The following is a 23,944-nucleotide window of genomic DNA, read 5'->3' as shown; positions in this document are numbered from 1 at the left end:
GCCAGCATCGGGCGCGGTCTTGTCACGGAGTTGGCCCAGTCAGCAGCGGTTGGGCGGGGGTGTCGGTCGGTGACAGACCTGGCGGCGGATCGGCGGAACCCCTCCCGTGAACCGGACGACGCTCCTGGCCTCCCCGACGCCTACGAGGGACCGCCGGTGGACACGCCGCCGGCGGACGGCGTGGCGCTGTCCCGGCTGATCGGACTGGCCCGGCTCACCCCACCACAGGCCCTCGAGATCGGTGCGAGCGTGCTGGCGGACGCGGCCCGCCGGACGGAACCGCCCACCGGGAGCCCGGGCAGCTCCCCGGTGGTGGTCGGCGGCGACGGGCGGGCGGTGTTCGGCACCTCCTCCTCGGTCGAGGCGGCGCTGGCGGACGTCGCCGCCGCCGCCCGGTCCGGCGCCCGCCGCGACGACCCGGCCGCCCAACGGCTGCTGGCCGAGCTCGACCGCGCCGCGCGGGAGCTGCCGGTCGCCGGCGTCCCCGTCGTCGCCGCGATGCTGGAGGAGGCGGCCGCCCCGATCGACCGCGGGGCCGTCCGCGCCGAGCTCGCCGCGCTGGTGAAGGCGGTCGGCGGGCTCCCGGTCTCGACGGGCGGCGCCGCACCGGCCGGGAACCCCGCTCCGGGTGGCCGGGCGGCCCCGGCGCCGCGGGCCGCGCGCCGGGGGAGCCGGACCGCGGCCCGGCGGATCGGCGCGTGGCTGCTCTCGGTGCTGGTCCTCGCCTCGGTCGTCGTGCTGGAGATCGTGCTCCTGCGCGACGACATCGCCACCGACGTCCGCCTGCTGCTGGACGCCGGGCGTCATGGCTCGACGTCGTCGGCGGCGCCGGAACGCGACGGCCTGCCGATCGAGCCGCCCGCGCCCGCGGCGGCCGGCAGCGTGGCCGGGGTCGACCTGCGCCCGCTCGCGCGCTGCGCACCGGACGCGCCCTGCACCGTGCGGCTGCAGGTGCGGCTCGCCCCGGCACCCGATCCGCGGGACGTGACGTGGTCGTACCGGATCATCGACCGCTGCACCGGCGCGACGCAGACCGCGCCGGGCGGACGGGTCGCCGTGCCGGCCCAGGGCGACCGGGCGGTGGCGGTCGGCACCGTCGTCCTCCCGGCCCTGCCCTCCGTGGCGGTGGTCGCCGTCACCGACGCACCCGCGGTCGCGGCCTCCGCGCCGATGTCCGTCGGCTCCTGCCTGACCGACAGGCCGGCCGGGTGAACCGCCGGAGGGGAGCTCCCATGCCGACCAGGAGACCGGCCGGGCCACCGACGGACGCCGGACGGGCACGCCGGACCAGGCAGCAGCGCAGGAACCGCCGCAGCGGCGCGTTCGACCTGCTCGCCGTCGTGGCGGCGCTGGTGCTGGTCGGGCTCGGCCTGGCGAACCTGCACCTGATCGGCGAGACCGAACTGGCGGTGCGGCAGGCCGTGATCGCCGGCGCCGGGGTGCTCGCCCTGGCGGTGTTCTGGCGCGCCCGCGTCCGGTACCTCGGCGTCCTGGGCTGGGCCGCCTACGGCGCCGCCGTCGTCCTCCTCGTCGGCGTGCTCGTGTTCGGCCTGTCCGCGAACGGCGCCACCCGGTGGATCGCGCTGGGCCCGCTGACCTTCCAGCCATCGGAGCTGGCCAAGCTGGGGCTGCTGCTGGCCCTCGCCGCCGTCCTCGGCTCGGACCGGCCGGCGTGGCAGCGCTTCACCTGGGCCGTGCTGCTCGCGGTGGTGCCCATCGGGCTCACCCTGCTCCAGCCGGACCTCAGCACCACCGCGCTGCTCGTCGTCCTCACCGGATCCATGCTGGTCATCGGGCGGGTGCCCGCCCGGTTCCTGCTGCCCCTCGCGGCCGCGGCGGCGGTCACGGCGCCGCTGCTGATCAACCTGCTGCGCCCCTACCAGCTCGAACGCCTGGGCAGCTTCCTGGTCGGCGCCCACGAGTCCCCGACCGGCTCGGGCTGGGCCGTGCTGCAGGCGCACATCGCGGTCGGCTCCGGGGGGCTGTTCGGGCGGACCGACGACCCGCTGCGCCTCCTGCGCTCGGAGTACCTGCCCCAGCGGGACACCGATCTGGCGCTGGCCAGCCTGGTCGGGCAGTGGGGGCTGGTGGCCGGCGCCGGTGTGGTGCTGGCGGCGATCGTCCTCGTGTGGCGGCTGGCGCTGGCCAGCCGCACCTCCCGCACCCCGCGCGGCGCGCTCGTCGGCGGGGGGCTGGCGATCCTCATCGGCCTGGAGACCGTCGTCTCGGTCGGCGCCAACCTCGGCCTGCTGCCCCTGGCCGGCGTCCCCTTCCCGTTGCTCAGCTACGGGGGGACGGCGCTGGTCGTCCACCTGGCCGCGATCGGGGTCGTGCTGGCCGTGCGCCGGGACGGCGCGCGCAGGCGGCTGTGGGCGATGCCGCGCTGGCGCAACCCGCGGCCGCGGCTGGTCCGGATGGTCGCGCTCGGTCTCTCGGCGCTGCTGGTCTCCTTCGGGGTGTACGGGTGGCAGCTGCAGCGCACCCAGGGCGCGGCGCTCCAGGTCAGCGGGCAGGAGCAGATGACCCGCTGCTTCCGGCTGGACGCCGCCCGCGGCGCGATCACCGACCGGCACGACGCGCCGCTCGCGGTCAACGCCGCGGACGTCGGCGCCGGCGTGGACCGGGTGCTGGTGGTACCCGCCCTGCTGCGCGCCCGGCCCGCGGACGTCGCCCGCCTGGCGCAGCTGACCGGCCGGCCGCCCGAGGAGCTCACCGCCCAGCTCGCCGGGGCGGAGAGCACCACGCTGTCGCTGCCGGTGGCCGAGGTGCCCCGCCCCGCCGGCGACGCGGTCACCGCGGCCGGGATCGCGGGCGTGTTCGTGGTCGCGGAGCCGCGCCGCATCTACCCGCAGGGCGCGCTGCTCGGCCCGGTGCTCGGCTTCGCCGGGGTGGCCACGCCGGAGGACGAGAAGCGCTGGCCCGGCCTGCCGCCGGGCGAGGTCGTCGGCCGCGCCGGCCTCGAGCAGCAGTACGACGCGGTGCTGCGCGGGATCGACGGGCGGCAGTGCGTGTACGTGAACCCGAAGGGGACGCCGGTCGCGCTGGGGGAGCGGCGGGACCCGGTGCGCGGCGCCGACCTGCGGCTGTCCCTCGACCTGGGCCTGCAGCGGCGGCTGGACGCGAGCCTGGCCGCGGCCGTGCGCGCCCAGCCCCGGCCGCAGGGCCGGATCGGCGCCGCGGTCGCGATGGACCCGCGATCGGGGCAGGTCCTCGCGATCGCGAGCAGCCCGTCGTTCGACAACAACCTCTACGGCCCGCCGGTCGACGTGAACGCGCTGGGCGCGGCCGCCGAGGCGCCCGGCTCGCCGATGCTCGACCACGTCACCCAGGCGGTCGCGCCGCCCGGCTCGACGTTCAAGCTCGTCGTGGCCGCGGCGAACCAGGCCCATCCGGTGTTCCCGGCCCGGCGGGCCATCCCGACCGGGGCCTCGTACACCTACGGCGGGCACACCTTCGGCAACTGGAAGCCGATGGGGCCGATGAACCTGGTCGACTCGATCGCCATCTCCAACGACGTGTACTTCTACAAGCTCGCCGTCGCGCTCGGGGCCGAGGGCGTGATCGACACGGCCCATGTGCTCGGGGTGGGGCAGCGCACGGGCATCGACCTCCCCGGCGAGTCCGCCGGCTACCTCGGCACCCCGGAGTCGGTCGAGGCGAAGGGCGGCACCTGGTACGGCGGGTCCACGGTCATCCTCGGCATCGGCCAGGGCGAACTGCAGGTCACGCCGCTGCAGAACGCCCGGTGGACCGCCGCCGTCGCCACCGGCAGCATGGTCACCCCGCGGCTCGGCATGGCGATCGGGGCGCCCGGGGCCACGTACACCGCGCTGCCCGGGGCCGCCCCGGTGCCGCTGCCGTTCGCCGCCGAGCTGGGGCCGATCCGCGACGGGATGCGGGAGGCGGTGACGGGCGGGACCGCCGTCCGGCTGTCGGACATCCCCGCGGCGGTCGGCGCGAAGACCGGCACGGCGCAGGACGGCGGCCTGCCCGACGGGCAGTACGACAACTGGATCACCGCCGTGGCCCCGATGGACGCGCCCGAGATCGTGATGACCGCCCTGGTGCAGGGCCCGGGAACGGGCGCGAACACCGCGAAGCAGGTCGTGTCCGACGGCCTGCGCTTCTACCTCGACCACCGGGCGGACGTCGTCGCCACCGGGCCGGTGCAGACGCCCTAGCCGTACCTAGCTGTGCTGCCCGGACAGGTTGGTCAAGCGCGTGATCGGGGGACGGTTTCCGATCGCGGTGTGGGGCCGGTGATGGTTGTACTCGTGCAGCCAGGCCGGCAGTGCCTTTCGGCGCGCTGATTCGCTGAGGAACATGCGGCCGAAGGCCCAGCCGTCGGCCAGGGTGCGGTGGAACCGTTCGATCTTGCCGTTGGTCTGCGGCCGATAGGGCCGGGTCCGCTTGAGATTGATCCCGAGCTCGGCGCAGGCATCGCGCCAGGCGTGCGAGCGGTAGGCCGAGCCGTTGTCGGACAGCACCCGCTGGGTGGTGACGCCCCGCGCGGCGAACCAATCCACCGCGCGGCGCAGCACGCCGATCGCGGTGGCGGCGGTCTCGTCGTCGTGGGTCTCGGCGTAGGCGACGCGGCTGTGATCGTCGATCACCGTGTGCACGAATGCCGTGCCGATCACCGGGTTGTGGTGGGCGTTGCGGGGCGTGCCGGGCGTGGCCGCCCGGTTCTTCTTGCCCTGCTGGCGCCCGACGTAGCGCCAGCCGCCGCCGTCGGGGATGTTGCCCAGCTTCTTGACGTCGACGTGCAGCAGCGAGCCGGGGTACTCATGTTCATAGCGGCGGATCGGCTCGCCGGTGGCCCGGTCGACATGGGAGAGCCGGTTGAGCCGGCAGCGAACCAGCACCGCGTGCACGGTCGAGGGCGCCAGGCCGACGCGGTCGGCGATCTGGACTGGGCCGAGGCGCTTTTTCCAGCGCAGGTGCACGATCTTGCGCACCACCGGCCGCGGCGTCCGGCGCGGGCAGGAATGCGGTCGTGAGCTGCGATCCTGCATCGCCGCCGGGCCGCCCCGGCGGTACCGGTCGGCCCAGCGCTTGGCTGTGGGCCAGGAGACGTTGAACACCGCCGCGGCGTAGCTGATCGACCAGTTCTCGTCGACCACGGCGCGGCCGAGCTTCAGCCGGTGACGAGGGGTCAGGGCAGCGTTAGCGTGAGACACGAGGACCTCCGGGTTGGTGAGCGGGTGCCTTCAGCAGCCCCACTCCACGTCCGGAGGTCCTCCCTCCACAAGATCGATCAGTCAGATCGAGTGGTCACACGCCCTCGACCAACGTCTCTGGTCAGTACACCTAGCGCCGGCCGTAGGCGGCCAGCAGCGAGCGGTTGCGCAGCGCCCGGGAGGCGCCCTCGGCCACGCACGTCCGGGGCTCCTCGGCGAGCTTGACCGGGAGGCCGAGGGTCCGTTCCAGGTCCGCCGCGAAGCCGGGGACCCGGGCGGACCCGCCGAAGACCAGCACGCCCTCCGCCATCACGTCCGCGATGCCCTGCGGGGGGAGGTCGTCCAGGCCGCCGGCCAGCGTCCGCACGATCTCGTCGGTGATCGGCCGCACGGCCTCGGCCACGTCGGCGGCCTGCACCGTCGCCAGCCGCGGCCGGCCGCTGGCGGCGTCGCGGCCCTGCACGACGAGCGGTCCGTTGCCGTCGGAGGCCGCGCGGATCTTCAGCTGCTCCGCCTCGAGCTCGCCGACGTGGAGCTGGTGCGTCTCCCGCAGGTGCCGGGAGACGGCCACCGTCATCTCGTCACCGGCGAGCTTGCTGGTCCGGTGGGCGAGCACCCCGCCGTAGCAGAACGCCACCGCCTCGGCCGTGCCACCGCCGACGTCGATGACCATGTGCACGCGCCGCTCCAGCGGGTCGATGCCGCAGCCGACCGCGCCCGCGATCGACCCGTCGAGCGCCGTCACGGGGCGGATGCCCGCCTCCTCCGCGGCCTCGAGCAGGGCGCGGCGCTCCAGCGCGGAGGAGCCGACGGGGACGCCGATCACGGCTCGGACCGGGAGCTCCCAGACCCGCCGGCCGGCCCGGTGCAGCACCGAGCGCAGGTACAACCGGGCCGTCTCCAGATCGGTGACCACCCCGTCGTGCAGCGGCCGGACCGCGGTGAACCGGTCCCCGGGGGCGCGGCCGAGCAGGTCGGCCGCCTCCTGCCCGACGGCGAGGACCCGCTCCCGGCGGCTGCCACCGCGGCGCAGCAGCATGACGGACGGTTCGTCGAAGACGATGCCGCGGCGGCCGTCGCTCACCACCGTGGTGGCCGTGCCCAGATCGATGCCGAGTCCCACCGTGGCCCCTCCTTGACCGCCGGCTGTGGCACCAGTCTGGGGGTGGGCCGGGGTCCGGTCCAGGCCCGACGCCCTCCGGGCCCGAGAAACTCCCTGCTCGACCGGCCCGTCACGGCGCGGACGGCGACCGCCACGTCCAGGCGGTGCGCGCGATGGCGAGCAGGAGCACCACCTCGACGGCGCTCCCGAGGAGGTAGTAGATCCACGTCTCGCCGACGACGGTGACGACGACGGAGGCCGCGTAGAGCAGGGGGACGACGACGTTGGCGGCCCGGTTCACCCTGGCCGGGGCCAGGAGCGACACCGACACCATGAGGCTCGGGACGAGGACGTAGAGCGTGGTGAGGGTCAGGAAGGCCTGGCCGATCTCGAAGCCCGGGCCCGGCGCCTCGCCCGCGAGCGCGCCGGTGATCACGTCGGCCCGGAAGAAGCCGAAGATGTCGACGTAGGCGAAGACGAACAGCGTGCTGATCCACAGGCCGCTGAGCACGACCCGCACGTCCACCCTCGTGTCCTGACGTCCGGTCGTCCGGATGCTCGTCACCGCACACCTCCTCGTTCGACGGGGGCCCACCGTGCCGCGACGGAGCCGGGGGGCACACCGGTCCCGGGGCCGGACCCCACCTGGCCGAACGGCCAGGTCAGGTGGGGCCGTTCGGCCGGCCCCGGGGAGCGGCGGATCTTCCTACGCTGACGCACCGTGTGGACAGCCGCCGGCTCGACGCGCGCCCAGCCCGCCGTGGCGACGCCGCCCGCCCGGACGCGGCGGGACGAGGTGCTGGCCGGGGTCGTCCTGGTCGGGGCCGGGGTCGAGGCCCTCACGCGGGTCGATCCGGGGTGGCGGCCCGCGGCCGTCGCCCTCGGGTGCGTCCTCGCGGCCGCCGTCCTGATCCGGCGGAGCCGTCCCCTGGCCGCGGTGGGTCTCGCCTTCGGGGCGTTCGTCGTCCTGGACCTGGCCGCGCTCGTCCTCGGCGTCGAGCAGCTGTTCCTCTACACCGGTGCGGTGGCGCTCGTGCTCCTCGCGTCGCTGTTCCGGTGGGGGTCGGGTCGCGACGTCGTCCTCGGCAGCGCCCTCGCCGCGGTGGCGCTGATCCTCAGCGTCGGCGTCGAGTCCACCGACGCCGGAGACGCGGTCGGCGGGGTCGCCGTGCTGCTGTGTGCCGCCGCCGTCGGGACGGCGACCCGGTACCGGGCGGTGGCGCGGGAGCAGCTGGTCGAGCAGGCGCGGCTGCACGAGCGCGAGCAGCTGGCCCGGGAGCTGCACGACACCGTCGCCCACCACCTGTCCGCCATCGCCGTCCAAGCGCAGGCCGGCCTGGTGCTGGCCCGCTCCGCCTCGCCGGACGGGGCGGCCGACGCGCTGCGGGTCATCGAGGGCGAGGCGGCCCGGACCCTCGCCGAGATGCGCGCGATGGTGGGCGCCCTCCGCGACCGCCCCTCCCTCGCTGCGCGCCACTCCGTGGCCGATCTCGCGGGCCTGGCCGCGACGGGCACCGATGCGCTGCGGGTCGACGTCGAGCTGCGCGGGGACCTGGCCGGCCTGCCGCCGGCCCTGGAGGCGGCCCTCTACCGCGTGGCGCAGGAGTCGGTCACCAATGCCCGGCGGCACGCCCGGCTGGCCACCCGGGTCCGCGTCACGGTGACCGGCCGGGCCGCCGACGTGGAGCTGACCGTCGACGACGACGGCGCGCGCACGGCCGCCGCGGATCCGCCCGGGTTCGGGCTGGTCGGCATGACCGAGCGGGTCACCCTGCTCGGCGGGACGCTGACGGCCGGGCCCGGTCCGGATCGCGGCTGGTGCGTCCGCGCCGTGCTCCCGCGGGGCGCCCCATGACCGTCCGCGTGATCGTCGCCGACGACCAGAGCATCGTCCGGGCCGGCCTGGCGACGATCCTCGGCGCCCAGCCCGGCATCGAGGTGGTCGGCCAGGCGGCCGACGGGCGCGAGGCCGTCGCCCTCGCCCGGCGGCTGCGGCCCGACGTGTGCCTGCTCGACATCCGCATGCCCGGCCTGGACGGCATCGAGGCCACCCGCATGCTCGCCGGACCCGGCGCCGAGTCGCCCGTCGCGGTCGTCGTGATCACCACGTTCGACACCGACGAGCACGTCCACGGGGCGCTCAAGGCGGGCGCCCGCGGGTTCCTCCTCAAGGGCGCCTCACCCGAGCAGCTGACCCAGGCGATCCACGCCGCGGTCAACGGGGACGCGCTGGTCGACCCGGGGGTCACGGCGCGCCTGCTCGCGCGCTTCGCGGCCGGCTCGGCGGCCGTGCCGGTCCAGCCCCTCGAGCCCCTCACCGACCGGGAGGAGGCGGTGCTGCTCACCGTCGCGCGGGGGCGGACGAACGCCGAGATCGGCCGGGAGCTGCACATCAGCACGAGCACCGTGAAGTTCCACCTGTCCGGGCTCATGACCAAGCTCGGCGCCCGGAACCGGGTCGAGCTGGTGATCTGGGCCTACGAGACGGGGCGGGTGCGGTGAGGACGGCGGCGGGATCACCCGTGTGGCGCGCTCCGCCGTCCCGCTGGCCGCGCCACCGCGGCGGAGGACGTCCGCAGCGGCAGCTGGACGAGGTAGGCGTCCACCGCCGCGTCCTTGCCCTTCAGGTGCAGCCCGGTCACCGGCAGCAGGTCGACGGCGCCCGGCAGCTGGTCGCGCGTGCCGGTGCCGATCAGCACGCCGCCGACCGGAGCCTGCTCCTGCAGCCGGGCCGCGACGTTCACGGTGTCCCCGACGGCGGGGTAGACCAGGTAGCCGCTGCCGCCCATCTCGCTGAACACGACGGGGCCGCTGTTGACGCCGATCCGCAGCCCCGGCCAGTCGGGATGGTCTCCGTGGATCCGCTCCGCCTCGGCCTGCAGCGCCGCGGCCGCCTCCACCGCGCGCAGCGCGTGGTCCGGCTGGTCCCCGTCGCGGTTGAACGTCGCGAACACCCCGTCGCCGGCGAACTTCTCCACCTCGCCGCCGAACCGGCGGGAGATCAGCGGCGCGGCCCGCTCGTAGTAGGCGCGCAGCATGGCCGCCACCTCCGCTGCGTCGCGCGCGGCCGTGAAGCCGGTGAAGCCAGCGAGGTCGCCGACGAGCACGGACACCTCGCCGCGGTGCTCCCGGGTCGTCGGCAGGTACAACGGCCGGAAGCGTTCGTCGCGCCACTCGCGGCGCGCGGCCGCGAACACGAGCAGGTAGCCGGCCACGATCAGCGCGTGCCACACCCACCAGGTGGGGTGCCACTTGCGCTCGCCGGCCACCGCCACGCCCACCAGCGCCTCGGCCAGCAGGCCGTAGCAGGCCACGACGCTGAAGACGAGCAGCCCGAAGTAGCTGCGGTTCACCCACCAGAGCCGGAACGCCGCGACCGCGTAGAGCAGCGCGCCTAGCGCCGCCGCCGTCTTCAGGGCGACGTTCTCCCCACCCTCGGCGGTCACCTGCTGCAGCGGCGGCCACTCGAACACCGACCACACCGCCCAGACGAGCAGCGCCACGAGCACGCCCACCCGCAGCCGCTGCCGGTGCCGCACCACCCACCCACCGGCCGAGGGCCGCACGTCCACCAGGGCCGAGGCCACCGCGAAGGGCGCGGCGACGAGCAGTCCGGCCGTGATGGCGATGTTGAAGCCGGGGAGCGCGTCGTCGGTGAGCACATGCTGCGTGCCGACGGCGTGCAGGGCCATGAAGCCGCCCGTCGCCAGGAACGCCAGGGACAGCAGCAGGACCCGCGCGTCGCCGCGCCGGCGGGCCGCCTCGCCGGCCACCAGCGAGAGGCTGGCCGCGACGGCCCCGACGGTCAGGAAGACGGCGAAGTGCAGCGGCGGCTCGCTCCAGTGCAGCCCCTTGAAGTCGTTGCGCAGCAGGAACACCAGGCCGGCAAGGGGGAGGACCAGCGCCAGCAGCACCATCGCCGCGACCGTCGGGCGGCGACCGTGGTCGGCGATCAGGCGGACGACGAACCCGGCCCTGATCCGATCGGTGTCCAGGGCCTGGCCCGGTGCGCCGTCCCCCCGCCGGGGGCGGGGGATCGATCCGGTTCCCCGGTCACGGTGCTTCCCGCTCATCGCGGGGCCCCGTCGCGGGCGCGACCTCGGAGGCGCCGCCGGACCTGCCGGAGCGGGCGGCGTGGTCTCCTTCTGACCAGGGCGGCCGGTTCGGACGCCACGGAGGGCAGTGTGCTCCCGCGGCGGGGCCGGCACCAGCAGGTTCGGGACGGCGGTCAGCGGCGCACCCGGTAGCGCAGGTGGGTCGCGTCGCGCCCCTCCAGGTGCCGGACGAGCTCCAGCTCGACGGGGTCGGCGTCGGCCGCGAACAGCCGCCGGCCCGCGCCCAGCAGGACCGGGACGAGGTGGATCTCCAGCTCGTCGAGCTCACCGGCCCGCAGCAATGCCTGCGCCGCGCCCGCGCCGTGCACCATGACGGCGCGGTCGCCCGCCGCGGCCCGGGCATCGGCGGCGCAGGCGCGGACGTCGGTGTAGAACCGGGCGCTGCCCGGCGGCTCGTCGCCGTCGTCGACGGCGTGGGTCAGCACGAGGATCGGCACGCCGTCGTGGTGGTCGCCGTTCCAGCGTCCGGCGAGCTCGAACGTCCGCCGTCCGGAGATCACCGCTCCGGTGGCCATGGCCTCGCCGTACACCTGCCCGTTCGGTCCCGGGGACAGCCGGTCGTCGAGCCAGTTGAACAGCCGGCCGCCGCCGCGGCCGAGCTCCTGCCCGGGCCGGTCGTCCGGCCCGGCGATGAAGCCGTCCAGGGACATGGACATGTAGAGCCGGATCGAAGCAGTCATCGCCTGTTCTCCCGCAGGAAAGTCATTCGGACCAGTCGGCCGCGCTCATGCCGGCGGGGTGACCGGGCGGCCACTGGACCAGCTCGATCCGGTTGCCGTCGGGGTCGGTGAGCATCGCCGTCAGGAAGTCGTCGGAGCCGTCCGGTGACGCCGGTGGCTCGACGTCCACGCCCCGGGCGGCGAGCTCCGCGACGGTCGTGGCCATCGACTCCACCGTGATGACGAAGTGGCTGAGGCCGCTGCCCGCACCCGGGTCGCCGCCCGCGGGCCCGTGGACCAGCTCGATGGTCACGAACTCGTCGTCGGGCAGCTTGAGCATGGTCAGGTGCCCGATGCCGGTCTCGGGCACCTCGCCGACCACCTCGTAGCCGACCGCCCGGTAGAACGCGAGCGACCGCTCTCGATCGGCCACGCGCAGGCCGAAGTGCAAGGTCCTCATCGCTTCCCCTCCTGCTCCATCGACGGCGAGCGGCAGGAAAAGTCATCGCGGCAGGACCGGGCCCGTTCCAGATCGGAACACCCGCGGCCGGCGGTGGCCCGCGAGGGTGAGAGCCGTCACCCCGTCTGAAGGAGCGCCGCGATGACCGCCACCGCCGAGACCCGCCTGCCGTCGACCGAGTGCGAGGCCCTCCGTGGGCTCTACGCCGACTGGGCGGGCATCCTGGCCACCACGCCCGGGCTCACCACCCGGCTGTTCCGCGCCATCTTCGACGAGTGGCACCAGCCCACGCGCGAGCCCGAGGACGTCACCTACCGCGAGGAGACCGTCGGCGGAGTGCCGGGCATCTGGGCCCTGCCCGCGGGCGCGGCGCGCTCGAAGGTGCTGCTCTACACCCACGGCGGGGGCTTCGCCGTCGGCTCGGCGGCCAGCCACCGCAAGCTGGCGGGGCACGTCGCCAAGGCCCTGGGGGTGACGGCGTTCGTCCTCGACTACCGCCGTGCCCCGGAGCACCCGCACCCGGCGCAGGTCGAGGACGGCGTCGCGGTCTTCGACGCCCTGCTCGAGCGTGGCATCCGCCCGGACGACGTCACCACCATCGGCGACTCCGCCGGTGGCAACCTCGCGGTCGCCATCCCCCTGGCGCTGCGCGAGCAGGGCAAGTCGCTGCCCGGCGCGGTCATCGCGTTCTCCCCGTGGCTCGACATGGAGAACAGGGGCGAGACCCTGCGCACGAACGACGCCACGGACGCGCTCATCACCGTCGAGCTGCTCGAGGGGATGATCGCCGGCGTCCTCGGCGACGCCGTCCCCCCGACCAGCCCGCTGGCCAACCCGCTGCACGCCGACCTCACCGGCTTCCCCCGGCTCTACGTCAACGCCGGAGGTGCCGAGTCCCTGCTGGACAACGCCACCCGGCTGGCCGACCGGGCCCGCGCGGCCGGCGTGGACGTGACGCTCTCGCTCGTGGACGGCATGCAGCACGTCTTCCCGTTCCTGGCCGGACGCGCCCCTGAGGCCGACGACGAGATCGCGGCCATCGCCGCGTGGTACCGGGGCTGATCCGCAGACCGTCCCACCGACCGCCGGGGGGCCCGCCGCACGCGCGGCGGGCCCCCCGGCGGTGGTTGACTCGCCAGCAGGGTTGCGGGAACACGACGGGGTGGTCCGATGAGCTCCTTCCCCACACGGTGGACCGGCGAGTCACCGCTGGACCCCGACCGGATCCGCCGGGCACGCGACGACCTGCTCACGCAGGGGCTGCTGGCCCGGCCGGAGCCCACGCGCGCGGTCCCCGAGGTCATCGAGCGCAGTTGGCGGCGCTGCGTGGGCGAGGCGGTCCCGACCGCGCCCGCGTCGATCCGCTACAGCAGCGCGGTGCAGCTCGACCCGCGGCTCCGCGAGGCGGCCGCACCGGTCCTGGACCGGCTCAGCGAGCACCTCGCCGACGTCCGCGTCGCGATGTTCGTGAGCAACGACCGCGGCGAGATCGTCCTCCGCCAGGCGCACGAGCCGGGACAGCGCACGGTCCTCGACCGCGCCTCGGCGGCCGAGGGCTTCGACTTCTCCGAGGCCTCGATCGGCACGAACGCGCTCGGCACGGTGATCGAGGAGCGCCGCCCGGTCGTGGTGCGCGGGAGCGAGCACTACAACGACCTGCTCGACCGGGTCACCTGCGCGGGGACGCCGATCTACGAGCCGTTCACCCGCCGGATCCTGGGCAGCTTCTCGCTGGCCTGCCTGACCGAGGACGCCAGTCCGCTGATGTACGCGATCACCACCGACGTCGGCCGGCAGATCGAGACGAACCTGACCGCGATGCTCGGCGCCCGGGAACAGGCGCTGATCCGCGCCTACCTGATCGCCGATCAGGCGGGCGGCGAGCCGGTGATCGTCGTGAACGAGCGCACCGTCTTCGCCAACACCGCCGGCCTGCCGCACCTGACGACCGAGTCCCACGCGCTGCTGTGGACGCACCTGCGCGAGGCCCCGCCGGCGCGCGGACCGGTGCGCACCCGCCTGCCGCTGCAGAACGGATGGCGCGAGGTCGTCGTCGAACCGGTCGGCGCCGGGGAGAGCCACGGGTCCGCGTACTGCATCCGGGTGCTGCCGGCCCCGGCCACCGCGGCAGCCGAGGGGACGGCGGCCCGGCGACCGCGCCGCCCGGCCGAGGAGGCACCGGTGCACCCGGTCGCCGAGGTGCACCGCCAGCTCGGAACCGCCGTCCGGCACGGCGAGCTGATCGCCCTCGACGGGGGTCCCGGTGCCGGCAAGCTGCACACCGCGCGGACGCTGCTGGCCGCCCACGGGCAGCCGGACCCGCTCGTGCTCGACCTCGCCACGGCCGCACCGGGGACCGGGTGGTTCCACACGGCCACCGGCGCCGTCGACGCCGGACGTGCCGTCGTCCTCCGGCACCTGCAGGACCTGGTCCCCGAGGACGTCAACCGGGCCAAGGCGCTCGCCGAGAGCGGTGGGAGCCGGGTGGTGATGACCGTCGATCTGTCTGCGGCGCCGGAGCCGGTGCGCGAGCTGCTCGCGCAGGTCGCCACCATCGTCGAGCTGCCCCCTCTGCGAGACATGCGCGGGGAGATCCCGGACCTGGTCGCGAACATCCTGGCGGTGCTCCCGGGAGCGGCGGCGCGGGCCCGCTTCTCGTCGGAGTCGCTGCAGGCTCTGCTGCGGTGGTCGTGGCCGGGCAACGTGGCGGAGCTGCGGCGTCTGGTGGAGTCCCTCGCCCGCCGGCACCCGGGCGGCACCGTGCGGCCGGCCGACCTGCCGCCGCACGTGCAGCGGGCGGCCTCCGGCCGCCAGCTGTCGATGATGGAGACCGCGGAGCGGGAGGCGATCGTCACCGCGCTGCAGCGCAGCGGGGGCAACCGCAGCCAGGCGGCGGAGGCGCTGGGCATCGGGCGCACCACCCTCTACCGGAAGATGCAGCAGCACCACATCGGCGTCTGACGCCGGGCGAGGGGCGCGACCAGCGGCCGCGCCCCTCGCCCGGAATCGCCCTCAGGCCGCGAGCGGGATGCGCTGGCGCACCAGGAAGCCGTCGTAGTCGGTGGCGGCCACCTCCGCCAGCTTCGTGCGGTAGGCCGACAGACCGGCCATGAAGAACATGACGGTGTGCTTCTTGCCGGGCACGTTCGCGCCGAAGATCCACGACTCCGCCTTGGGGAACAGCGTGGAGTCGGCGATCTCCTGGCAGGTGCGCGTCCAGGCGGCCTCGGCCGCGGACGTCGGCTCGACCAGACCGCCGCGCCGCTCCGCCTCACCGACCAGCTCGGTGATGAACTCGACCTGGGTCTCGATGCTCGGCGGCAGGTTGGTGAAAGGCCCGTTCGGCCCGAGGATCATGAACAGGTTCGGGAAGCCGGCGGTGCTGATGCCCAGGTAGCTGGTCGGGCCGTCCTGCCAGTGCTGCTGGATGGTCTCGCCGTCCGTGCCGCGGATGTCCATCCGCACGTAGTTGCCGTCGACCGCGTCGAAGCCGGTGGCGAAGACGAGGACGTCGAGCTCGTGCTCGGTGCCGTCCTCGGTGCGCACCCCGCGCGGGTTGATCTCGGCGATGGGGTTCTCCTTGATGCCGACCAGGCGGACGTTGTCGCGGTTGTAGACCTCGTAGTAGTCCTCGTTGCACAGCGGCCGCTTGGCGTACAGGTCGGTCGGGGTCAGCAGACGGGCGGTCTCGGGGTCCCGCACGATCTCGGCGATCTTGCCGCGGATGAACGCAGCGGCCGCCTCGTTCGCGACCGGGTCGACCGCCAGGTCGCTGAACGTGCCGAACATGAACCGGAAGCCGTTGCCCTTGTCCCAGTTCTCCTGGAACACCCGCTGCCGCTCCTCGGCGGAGACGCTCATCGCCGGGACGGTGCTCTCCTCGAAGCCGAAGGCGACCATCGAGGAGCGCACCTGTTCCCAGATCCGGTCGTAGTCCCGCTTGACGCCGGAGACGTAGTCCTCGCCGACCGGGCCGTTGCCGGAGGGCACGCAGTACTGCGGCGAGCGCTGGAACACCGTCAGGTGGTCGGCGATCTTCGAGGCGGCGCAGATGAACTGGGTGCCGGTGGAGCCGGTGCCGATGACGCCGACCCGCTTGCCCTCGAGGGTGAGGTCCTGCGGCCAGGCGCCGGTGTGCACCAGCCGGCCCTGGAAGGAGTCGCGGCCCGTGATGTCGGGGAAGTTGGTCTTCGACAGCAGGCCGACCGCGCAGACGACGTAGCGGGCGGTGAGGGTCTGCCCGTCGTCGGTGCCGACGGTCCACAGGCCGGTGCCGTCGTCGAAGGCCAGCGCGTCGACGCCGGTGTTCAGCTGGATGTCCCTGCGCAGGTCGTGCCGGTCGACGACCTTCTCGAGGTAGGCCAGGATGTCGGGCTGCTCCAGGTAGCGGGTGTTCCATTCCCACTCCTGCAGGAGCTCGCGGTCGAACGAGTACTGGTAGACGAAGCTCTCGGTGTCCGACTTGGCGCCGGGGTAGCGGTTCCAGTACCAGGTGCCGCCGACGCCGCCGGCCCGGTCGAAGGCCCGAGTCCGCAGGCCGAGCTCGTCGCGGAGCTTCTTGAGCATGTAGATGCCGCCGAAGCCGGCACCGATGACGACGGCGTCGAGGTCGATGGTCGGGGTCTTGGTCACCTGGGGAACTCCTTCGATCGGGCTGTCCTGGTGCCCGGGCCGGGTGCGGCCGGGCGGCGGTGTCGTCCACGATGTCCGCGGCCGGCCCGGCACAGGTGTTCCGATGTGAAACGCATCACCCGTCGTCCCTACGATCAGCGCGGAGGGCAGCATGCGGATCGCGGTCGCCGCCGGAGGGATCACCGCCGAGGACGTGGACTTCGTCGTGGAGGCCGAGCGCCTCGGCGCGGACTCGGTGTGGCTGGCCGAGACCTGGGGCTACGACGCCTTCACCCCGCTGGCCTTCCTGGCCGCGCGGACCAGCCGCATCCGGCTGGCCACCGGCATCGCGCAGCTGGGCGCCCGGACGCCGGCGCTGCTCGCGATGTCGGCGATGTCGATGCAGGCGCTCTCCGGCGGCCGGTTCCTCCTGGGCGTGGGCACCAGCGGCCCGCAGGTGATGGAGGGGTGGCATGGCGTCCCCTTCACCGCTCCGCTGGCGATGACCCGGGAGACGATCGAGATCCTGCGCACCGTCACCGCCGGCGAGCGGCTCGTGCACGACGGCGCGGTGTACCGGCTGCCGCTGCCCGACAGCGCCGGCCGCGCGCTCCGGTCGGCGGCCCCGCCGACCCCGGTGCCCGTCTACGTGGCCGCGATGGGGCCGCGGAACCTGGCGCTGACCGGCGAGGTGGCCGACGGCTGGCTGGCCAACACGTTCATGCCCGAGACGGCCGCAGCCTTCCTCGAGCCGCTCGCCGCCGGCGCCGCGAGCGCGGGGCGGACCCTCGCCGACCTGGACGTCGTCGTGCCGGTCGGGGTGGAGTTCACCGACGACGAGGAGGAGGCGGCCCGGCGGCACGCCCGCGGCTACGCGTTCACCATCGGCGCGATGGGCACCCGCGGGTCGAACTTCTACAACGCCGCCTTCGAGCGGCAGGGCTACGGCGACGACGTCCGCGCCGTGCAGGAGCTGTGGCTGGCCGGCGAGCGGGAGCGGGCCGCCGAGCGCGTGCCGGTGGACCTGGGCCGGCGCACCAACCTGCTCGGGCCCCCGGAGGTGGTGCGCGAGCGGATCGCGGCCTACCGCGCCGCGGGAGTGCGCACGCTGCAGGCGAAGCTGACCGGCTCCCTGGACGAGCGGCTGGCCACCCTGGGCACGCTGGTGGAGCTGTGCGCCGAGCCGGCAGGGGAGAGGAGCTGATCCATCGTGAAGTACGCCGAGGGGCCCACCGCCGAGGTGCAGGCGGTCATCGACGCCCCGCCCGCGGCGGTCTGGGCCCTGGTCACCGACATCGCCACCCCCACCCGGTTCTCCCAGGAACTGCAGGAGGTGCGCTGGCTCGACGACCAGCGGTTCGTGGGGCGCAACGCCCACCCGGCGATCGGGGAGTGGGAGACCACCAGCACCGTCGTCGCTCGTCGGCCCGAGCGGGAGTTCGGCTGGGTCGTCGGCGACCCCGCCCACCCGTCGGCCGCCTGGCGCTTCACCCTCGAGCCCACCGGCGGCGGCACGCTGCTGCGGCAGTGGATGCGCATGGGGCCGGCACCCTCCGGCCTGACGCCCGCGATCGAGGCACGCCCGGACAAGGAGGAGCGCATCGTCGCCCGCCGCCTCGACGAGCACCGGGCGAACATGCAGGCCACCGTCGACGGCATCAAGCAGCTCGCCGAGCGCCACCGGGCTGTCGGCTTCGACCTCCGCGAGGCAGGCGAGATCGAGGGCGAGCTCACCGGCGGTCAGGTGTCGGTCATCGTCGTCGACACCGACGTCCCGGGGTCCGGCCCGAGACTGCACCGGCATCCGTATCCGGAGACCTTCGTCCTGGTCAGCGGCTCGGTGCACTTCTGGGTCGGTGACGACGACTTCGTCGCCACCGGACCCAGCGTGCAGGTGGCCCCGGCCATGACCCCCCATCGCTTCCGGACCCTCGGCCCCGACCGCGTGCACATGGTCGACGTGCACGCCAGCCCGCGCTTCATCACCGAGTGGCTGGAGGACGAACCGGCCTGATGCTCAGAAGGGCGGCTCCTCGCTCGGTGCACCGACCGGCACCGCCCAGGGGTCGGGGGAGCCGCCCCGCTCGGCCGGGACGCGGCCGTCGCCGGACCCGCCGCCGGGACCGCTGCCGGAACGGGCGACCTTGGCCACCGACGCCGTCGCGTAGCGCAGCGACGGGCCGATCTCGTCGACCTCCAGCTCGACGACGGTGCGCTTCTCGCCCTCCTTGGTCTCGAAGGACCGCTGCTTGAGGCGGCCCTGAGCCATGACCCGCGAGCCGCGGGTGAGCGATCCCGCGACGTTCTCGGCCAGCTGCCGCCAGCAGCTGCAGCGCAGGAAGAGCGCCTCGCCGTCCTTCCACTCCTGGGTCTGGCGATCCAGGGTGCGCGGGGTGGACGCGATGGTGAAGTCGGCGACCGCCGCGCCCGAGGGCGTGAAACGCAACTCGGGGTCGCTGGTCAGGTTGCCGATGATGGTGATGACAGTGTCGCCGGCCATGGTCCGGTCCTCCGTAGCGTCGATGCATCGCTCAGGTGAGCGCCCGGAGGCTACGAAGGCCCACCGACATTTCCGCGCGCCGCCGGGGAGGACGGCCGGCTGCGAGGCCGCGGCGGTGTCGGCAGGGCGTGTTTCCATCGGGGGCGTCGGGGTCGGCCGGGTCGGCGGGGGGAGGGCGGGTGGCGGAGGGGCGGTCCGGGGCGGTCCTGGAGGGGTCGCTCGAGCGGATCACGTTCGCCAGCGCCCAGACCGGCTACACCGTGGCCCGGCTGGACACCGGGCGCGGCGGGGACCTGGTCACCGTCGTGGGCGCGCTGCTGGGCGCCCAGCCGGGGGAGACCCTGCGGCTGCAGGGCCGGTGGGGCTCGCACCCCCAGTACGGCCGGCAGTTCCAGGTCGAGGACTACACCACCGTGCTCCCGGCCACGACTCAGGGCATCCGCCGCTACCTCGGCTCGGGGCTGGTCAAGGGCATCGGCCCCAAGCTGGCCGAGCGGATCGTGGACCACTTCGGCGCCGACGCGCTGCGGGTCATCGAGGAGGAACCCGCGCGGCTGGCCGAGGTGCCCAACCTGGGCCCGAAGCGGACCCGGCTGATCACCGCCGCCTGGGAAGAGCAGAAGGGCATCAAGGAGGTGATGGTCGTCCTGCAGAGCCTGGGCGTCTCCACGTCGCTGGCCGTGCGCATCTTCAAGCAGTACGGCGACGCCTCGATCCGCGTCGTCCGCGAGGAGCCCTACCGCCTGGCCGCCGAGGTCTGGGGCATCGGCTTCAAGACGGCGGACACGATCGCGGCCGCGGCCGGGATCCCGCACGACAGCACCGAGCGCGTGGAGGCCGGGCTGCAGCACGTGCTCTCCGAGGCCACCGGCCAGGGGCACTGCTACCTGCCGGAGCCGGACCTGGCCGCCCGGGCGGTGGAGATGCTGCAGGTGCCGGCCGGCCTCGTCCGCCACTGCCTGGCGCTGCTCGTGGCCGATCAGAACCTGGTCCGCGACGAGCTCCCCGGCGCCGACGGCGAGCCGCCCACCGTGGCGTACTACCTCGTCCCCTTCCACCGGGCGGAGGTCTCCCTGGCCGGCGGACTGCGCCGGCTGGCCGCCGCCGAGACCGACCGGATGCCGCACTTCGCCGGCGTGGACTGGGACCGTGCGCTGGCCTGGCTGCACCGGGCCACCGGCGCGGAGCTGGCGCCCGGCCAGCAGGACGCGGTGCGGCTTGCGCTGACCCAGAAGGTCGCCGTCCTCACCGGTGGCCCCGGCTGCGGCAAGAGCTTCACCGTCCGCTCGATCGTCACGCTCGCGGCGGCGAAGGGCGCGAAGGTCGTGCTCGCCGCGCCGACCGGGCGGGCGGCGAAGCGGCTGACCGAGCTGACCGGCGTGCCGGCGCTCACCGTGCACCGGCTGCTGGAGCTGCGGCCGGGCGGGGACGCCGCCTTCGACCGGGACCGGCCGCTGCAGGCCGACCTGGTCGTGGTCGACGAGTCCTCCATGCTGGACCTGCTGCTGGCCAACAAGCTGGTCCGCGCCGTCCCGCCCGGAGCGCACCTGCTGCTGGTCGGCGACGTCGACCAGCTGCCCTCGGTCGGCGCCGGGCAGGTGCTGAGCGACCTGCTCGCCGAGGGCACGCCGATCCCGCACGTGCGGCTGACCCAGGTGTTCCGGCAGGCCAGCAGATCGGGTGTGGTGACCAACGCGCACCGGATCAACGCGGGCACGCAGCCGCAGGTCCGCGGCCTGGACGACTTCTTCCTGTTCGCCACCGACGACGCCGAGGAGGCCGCCCGGCTCACCGTGGACGTCGTGGTGCGGCGGATCCCGGCCCGGTTCGGCCTCGACCCCCGCCGGGACGTGCAGGTGCTCACCCCGATGCACCGCGGACCGGCCGGCGCCGCCGCGCTGAACGAGCTGCTGCAGGAGGCGCTCACCCCGGCCCGGCCCGGCCGGGCCGAGAAGCGCTTCGGCGGGCGGGTGTTCCGCGTGGGGGACAAGGTCACCCAGATCCGCAACGACTACGACAAGGGCGCGAACGGGGTGTTCAACGGCACCCAGGGCGTCGTCACCGCCGTCGATCCCGTCGAGCAGACGCTCACCGTCCGCACGGACGAGGACGAGGCGATCGACTACGACTTCGGCGAGCTCGACGAGCTGGTGCACGCCTACGCCGTCACCGTCCACCGCTCCCAGGGCAGCGAGTACCCCTGTGTCGTGGTCCCGCTGACCACCAGCGCCTGGATGATGCTGCAGCGCAACCTGCTCTACACCGCCGTCACCCGGGCCAAGCAGCTCGTCGTCCTCGTCGGCTCGCCGCGGGCGCTCGCCCAGGCCGTGCGCGCCACCGGGGCCGGCCGCCGGCACACCGCGCTGGCCCACCGCCTCCGCGGTGGCCCGCGGCGCGCGACCGGCTACGCCGAGAGCGAACGGCGACACGCCGATCCCGCGGCCTGACCTGCGATTTCGAGAAAGTCTGCGGAGGTGCTTGTGCGCGCCGCCCGTTTCTGTCACTACCCGCTCATAGCTTTCGGGTCGACATCTTCCCCGTGTCGGCAAGGAGCACATCATGGCCATGGATGGCCTCAAGACCCGCAAGCCCACCGGCCGCGTCCCGTGGCCGTGCATCCTCCTGGAAGGTGAGGAGAAGTCGGGAAAGAGCTGGTCTCTGGCCCAGTTCAGCGCCAGTGACAAGATCGGCGCCCTGTACTGGATCGACCTCAACGAGGGCGCCGGCGACGAGTACGGCGCCATCCCCGGCGCCGACTACCAGCTGATCGAGCACGACGGCTCGTACGCCCAGGTGCTGGCCGCCGTCCAGGCGGTCAAGGCCGAGGCGCGCCGCGCCGCCGACGCCGGCGAGCCGCCGGTGGTCCTCGGCATCGACACCGGCTCGGCGATCTGGGACGGCCTCAAGGACTGGGCGAGCGCGCGCGCCGCCAAGTCCCTCCGCAACCGCGAGCTGCTCAAGCGCGACCCGAACGCCGAGATCACGATCAGCCAGAACCTGTGGAACGACGCCGGCGCCCGCTGGCGCAAGCTGCAGACCGAGCTGCTCACCTTCCCGGGCATCGTGGTGGTGACCGCCCGTGGCAAGGAGGTCACCGAGGTCGACAGCAACGGCCGCCCGATCGAGGGACAGAAGACCTGGTCGGTGCAGACCCACCGCGAGTTCCCGTACGCGGCCAGCGTGTGGGTGCGGCTGCGCCGCGGTCGCCGGCCGCTGGTCGTCGGCGCGCGCAGCGTCCACGTCGGCATCAAGCCGAACACCGACCCGGCCCGGGAGGTCGCCGACAAGGCGGCCGACGGCCGGCTGCTGGAGTGGCTGGTCTTCGACGCGCTCAAGTGCGACCCGGGCACCGCGCACGTGCGCGACCTCGTCCCCTTCCACGGCGGCGGGCTGCTCGAGCACGAACGCGACGAGGAGGCCCGCGCCGGCCGGCCGAGCGAGCCGGACGCCGCCGACCTGGTCGCCCGGATCTCCGACGCCGAGGACGACGACGACCTGCGCGAGGTCTGGGCCCACGCCAACCGCGCGGCGCTGTTGCAGGCCGACGTCCCGACCCCCGGCGGCTCCTACACCGTCGCGGAGCTGATCCAGGCCCGGCACGAGCAGTTCGTCGAGGCCTCGATGGACGCCCACCCCGCCGGTCGCCGCCGGGCCCCGGCCGCTCCGCCCGCGCCCACGACGCCGGCCGCGGTGGTCGAGGCCGCCCGGGCCGCCGCGGGTGCCGCTCCGGCCGCCGCGCCGGCGAACCCGCTGCTGGAGGCCTCGCCGACCCCCGACGACCCGCGAGAGCGCCGGCTCACCGCCGCCCGCAAGGGCGTGCTGGCCAGCCTCGAGAGCCTCGGCGTGACCGACGAGCAGATCGCGGAGCGGTTCGGCCGGCCGGCCGAGCACGTGGCGACCAGGCGACTGACCGCGCTGGTCCGCGACGTGATCGCCACCCAGCGGTCCGGCCTGTCGGTCGGGCAGCAGGAGATCTCCGCGTGACGGCGGTCCTGCCCGCCCGGCCCAGCGCGGCCGAGCGGCGGGCCGCTCCGAGCCTGGCGGCGGCGGTCCGTGACCTCGACCGCCGCCGGGCTCGCTCGCGGCAGCGGATGATCGGCGCCTCCGAGCTCGGCGAGTGCCGGCGCCGGGCGGCCTACCGGGTCGCCCGGCGCCGGCCGACCAACTCCCGCACCGGCCTGCAGGCCTTCCTCGGCACCGAACTGCACCGCGGGGTGCTGCGCGCCCTGCGCCGCCAGTACGGCGGGGTGACCGAGGTCGGCCTGAAGGGCGAGCAGGTCAAGGGCCGCTGCGACTGGTGGCACGCCCCCGTCGTCGAGGACCTCAAGACGACGTCCCGGTTCGGCTTCGAGCGGGTGCTCACCCGGGGGGTGCCCGTCAAGCACTGGTTCCAGGTCGCCGTCTACGCCTGGCTGCTGCGCACCGGGCAGGTCCACGACCGGCGGCTCCCGGCCGGCACCGGGCAGGACGTCGAGGGACTGCGCATCCGCTACCTCTCCCGCGACTCCGGGGAGGACGTCGTCTTCGAGGCCGACCACGACCCGGCGCTGACCGCCGAGGCCCTCCTGTGGCTCACCGACGTCTACGCCACCGTGGAGGACGACGGGGTCGACGCCGTCCCGCGCGACGGGTTCGGGCCGGGCGTGGACACCATGTGCGACTGGTGCCCGTTCCTGGACCTGTGCTGGGGCCCGCCGGTGGACCCGGACACCGAGGGCGAGGTCTCCCGCCAGTCCCGCCTCACCGTCACCGACGAGGACTTCACCGCGGCCGTGCGCGACTACGACGCCTGGCGGGCCGCCGAGAACGAGGCCAAGCGGCACAAGGAGTACGCGCGGGAGCGGCTGCGGGGCCGGTCCGGGCCGGCGGAGGACCTGTACTGCGAGTGGTCCGGCGGCGGCCTGCGCACGCAGGTCGACAAGGACGCCGCGGTCGAGCGGCTGGCCGATCTGGGCGAGGTCGTGCCCACCCGGCGGATCCGCAGCCCGCAGACGATCCGCGTCACGCGGAACGGCACCGGGCGGGAAGGAGCCGCATGACCACCGTCTCGACGAGCAACCTGGCCGCCGGGGAGCCGGTGCTCACCAGCGACGTCGTCGGCACGGACTTCGGCCTGCCGCTGGTCAGGCCGGTGAAGAGCAGACAGGGCGGCCGGGTCCGGGTCGTGCGCTCGCGGTGCCGGGCCCACGGGGGCGTCGTCGTGTGGTTCACCGACGGCACCAAGACCCCGCCCCTGCACGGGCGCACGAGGTGGATCGTGGCCGAGCCCGGGCCGGGCGCGTCCACCCGCGTCGTGGCATGACGCGAGAGCGCCGGG

The 23,944-nt window shown here is 74.6% G+C and carries 20 protein-coding genes; 12 read left to right on the top strand and 8 right to left on the bottom strand.

Going from position 1 to position 23,944, the window contains the following annotated elements; translation table 11 throughout:
- Positions 1-156 precede the first annotated feature (156 nt).
- On the top strand, positions 157-1,212 hold the full coding sequence (locus AB3388_RS14475; RefSeq protein ID WP_495405978.1) for a hypothetical protein: 1,056 nt from the start codon (positions 157-159) through the stop codon (positions 1,210-1,212).
- A 20-nt stretch (positions 1,213-1,232) separates the two neighbouring features.
- Positions 1,233-4,181: an FtsW/RodA/SpoVE family cell cycle protein gene (locus AB3388_RS14470; RefSeq protein ID WP_495405977.1), complete on the top strand. Its 2,949-nt coding sequence runs from the start codon at positions 1,233-1,235 to the stop codon at positions 4,179-4,181.
- A 6-nt stretch (positions 4,182-4,187) separates the two neighbouring features.
- On the opposite strand, the gene AB3388_RS14465 is transcribed toward AB3388_RS14470, so the two are convergent.
- The 3 genes from AB3388_RS14465 to AB3388_RS14455 form a co-directional block, all read right to left on the bottom strand.
- Complete coding sequence (locus tag AB3388_RS14465) at positions 4,188-5,180, bottom strand: IS481 family transposase (protein WP_495405976.1); 993 nt, start codon at positions 5,178-5,180, stop codon at positions 4,188-4,190.
- Between the two features lie 130 nt (positions 5,181-5,310).
- Positions 5,311-6,303: a rod shape-determining protein gene (locus AB3388_RS14460; protein ID WP_495405975.1), complete on the bottom strand. Its 993-nt coding sequence runs from the start codon at positions 6,301-6,303 to the stop codon at positions 5,311-5,313.
- Positions 6,304-6,412: 109 nt separating this feature from the next.
- Entirely contained in the window at positions 6,413-6,847 is a 435-nt protein-coding gene (locus AB3388_RS14455; RefSeq protein WP_495405974.1) for a DUF6326 family protein, read from the bottom strand.
- Between the two features lie 156 nt (positions 6,848-7,003).
- On the opposite strand from AB3388_RS14455, the gene AB3388_RS14450 reads away from it, so the two are divergent.
- On the top strand, positions 7,004-8,137 hold the full coding sequence (locus AB3388_RS14450; RefSeq protein WP_495405973.1) for a sensor histidine kinase: 1,134 nt from the start codon (positions 7,004-7,006) through the stop codon (positions 8,135-8,137).
- The gene (locus AB3388_RS14445; protein ID WP_495405972.1) at positions 8,134-8,784 is read left to right on the top strand and encodes a response regulator; all 651 of its coding nucleotides are present in this window, start codon (positions 8,134-8,136) and stop codon (positions 8,782-8,784) included. Before AB3388_RS14450 ends, AB3388_RS14445 begins: the two co-directional genes overlap by 4 nt.
- A 14-nt stretch (positions 8,785-8,798) precedes the next feature.
- On the opposite strand, the gene AB3388_RS14440 is transcribed toward AB3388_RS14445, so the two are convergent.
- The 3 genes from AB3388_RS14440 to AB3388_RS14430 form a co-directional block, all read right to left on the bottom strand.
- Positions 8,799-10,355 carry an adenylate/guanylate cyclase domain-containing protein gene (locus AB3388_RS14440; protein WP_495405971.1) on the bottom strand — a complete coding sequence of 519 codons (1,557 nt, stop codon included), beginning with the start codon at positions 10,353-10,355 and terminating at the stop codon, positions 8,799-8,801.
- A 155-nt stretch (positions 10,356-10,510) separates the two neighbouring features.
- A complete protein-coding gene (locus tag AB3388_RS14435; RefSeq protein WP_495405970.1) occupies positions 10,511-11,077 on the bottom strand; it encodes a dihydrofolate reductase family protein in 567 nt (188 codons plus the stop codon).
- Between the two features lie 22 nt (positions 11,078-11,099).
- On the bottom strand, positions 11,100-11,516 hold the full coding sequence (locus AB3388_RS14430) for a VOC family protein (protein WP_495405969.1): 417 nt from the start codon (positions 11,514-11,516) through the stop codon (positions 11,100-11,102).
- Between the two features lie 141 nt (positions 11,517-11,657).
- Here AB3388_RS14430 and AB3388_RS14425 point away from each other — a divergent pair, with 141 nt between their 5' ends.
- Positions 11,658-12,578, top strand: a complete 921-nt coding sequence (locus tag AB3388_RS14425) for an alpha/beta hydrolase (protein ID WP_495405968.1) — start codon at positions 11,658-11,660, stop codon at positions 12,576-12,578.
- 108 nt (positions 12,579-12,686) lie between these two features.
- The gene (locus AB3388_RS14420) at positions 12,687-14,477 is read left to right on the top strand and encodes a sigma-54-dependent Fis family transcriptional regulator (protein ID WP_495405967.1); all 1,791 of its coding nucleotides are present in this window, start codon (positions 12,687-12,689) and stop codon (positions 14,475-14,477) included.
- A 51-nt stretch (positions 14,478-14,528) separates the two neighbouring features.
- Here the strand turns inward: AB3388_RS14420 and AB3388_RS14415 are convergent, their stop codons facing one another.
- Positions 14,529-16,148: a flavin-containing monooxygenase gene (locus AB3388_RS14415; protein ID WP_495405966.1), complete on the bottom strand. Its 1,620-nt coding sequence runs from the start codon at positions 16,146-16,148 to the stop codon at positions 14,529-14,531.
- A 151-nt stretch (positions 16,149-16,299) separates the two neighbouring features.
- Between AB3388_RS14415 and AB3388_RS14410 the strand changes: the two genes are divergently transcribed.
- Together AB3388_RS14410 and AB3388_RS14405 are read left to right on the top strand one after the other, a co-directional pair.
- Positions 16,300-17,331, top strand: a complete 1,032-nt coding sequence (locus tag AB3388_RS14410; protein WP_495405965.1) for an LLM class flavin-dependent oxidoreductase — start codon at positions 16,300-16,302, stop codon at positions 17,329-17,331.
- Positions 17,332-17,337: 6 nt separating this feature from the next.
- Entirely contained in the window at positions 17,338-18,141 is an 804-nt protein-coding gene (locus tag AB3388_RS14405; protein WP_495405964.1) for an SRPBCC family protein, read from the top strand.
- Between the two features lie 3 nt (positions 18,142-18,144).
- Here AB3388_RS14405 and AB3388_RS14400 read toward each other — a convergent pair whose 3' ends face one another.
- Positions 18,145-18,627: a single-stranded DNA-binding protein gene (locus tag AB3388_RS14400; RefSeq protein WP_495405963.1), complete on the bottom strand. Its 483-nt coding sequence runs from the start codon at positions 18,625-18,627 to the stop codon at positions 18,145-18,147.
- Between the two features lie 179 nt (positions 18,628-18,806).
- On the opposite strand from AB3388_RS14400, the gene recD2 reads away from it, so the two are divergent.
- The 4 genes from recD2 (at position 18,807) to AB3388_RS14380 (ending at position 23,929) form a co-directional block, all read left to right on the top strand.
- Positions 18,807-21,074 (top strand): SF1B family DNA helicase RecD2, encoded by a 2,268-nt coding sequence (gene recD2, locus AB3388_RS14395; RefSeq protein ID WP_495405962.1) that lies wholly within the window; start codon positions 18,807-18,809, stop codon positions 21,072-21,074.
- Between the two features lie 112 nt (positions 21,075-21,186).
- Positions 21,187-22,611, top strand: a complete 1,425-nt coding sequence (locus AB3388_RS14390) for a DEAD/DEAH box helicase family protein (RefSeq protein ID WP_495405961.1) — start codon at positions 21,187-21,189, stop codon at positions 22,609-22,611.
- The gene (locus AB3388_RS14385; protein WP_495405960.1) at positions 22,608-23,666 is read left to right on the top strand and encodes a PD-(D/E)XK nuclease family protein; all 1,059 of its coding nucleotides are present in this window, start codon (positions 22,608-22,610) and stop codon (positions 23,664-23,666) included. Before AB3388_RS14390 ends, AB3388_RS14385 begins: the two co-directional genes overlap by 4 nt.
- Positions 23,663-23,929, top strand: coding sequence for a hypothetical protein (locus tag AB3388_RS14380; protein ID WP_495405959.1), 267 nt, complete (start codon positions 23,663-23,665; stop codon positions 23,927-23,929). The genes AB3388_RS14385 and AB3388_RS14380 overlap by 4 nt, the downstream gene beginning before the upstream one ends.
- Positions 23,930-23,944 lie beyond the last annotated feature (15 nt).

It is taken from the genome of Geodermatophilus sp. SMS 5-13 (assembly GCF_059428245.1).
This window is presented reverse-complemented; position numbering and strand designations above follow the sequence as displayed.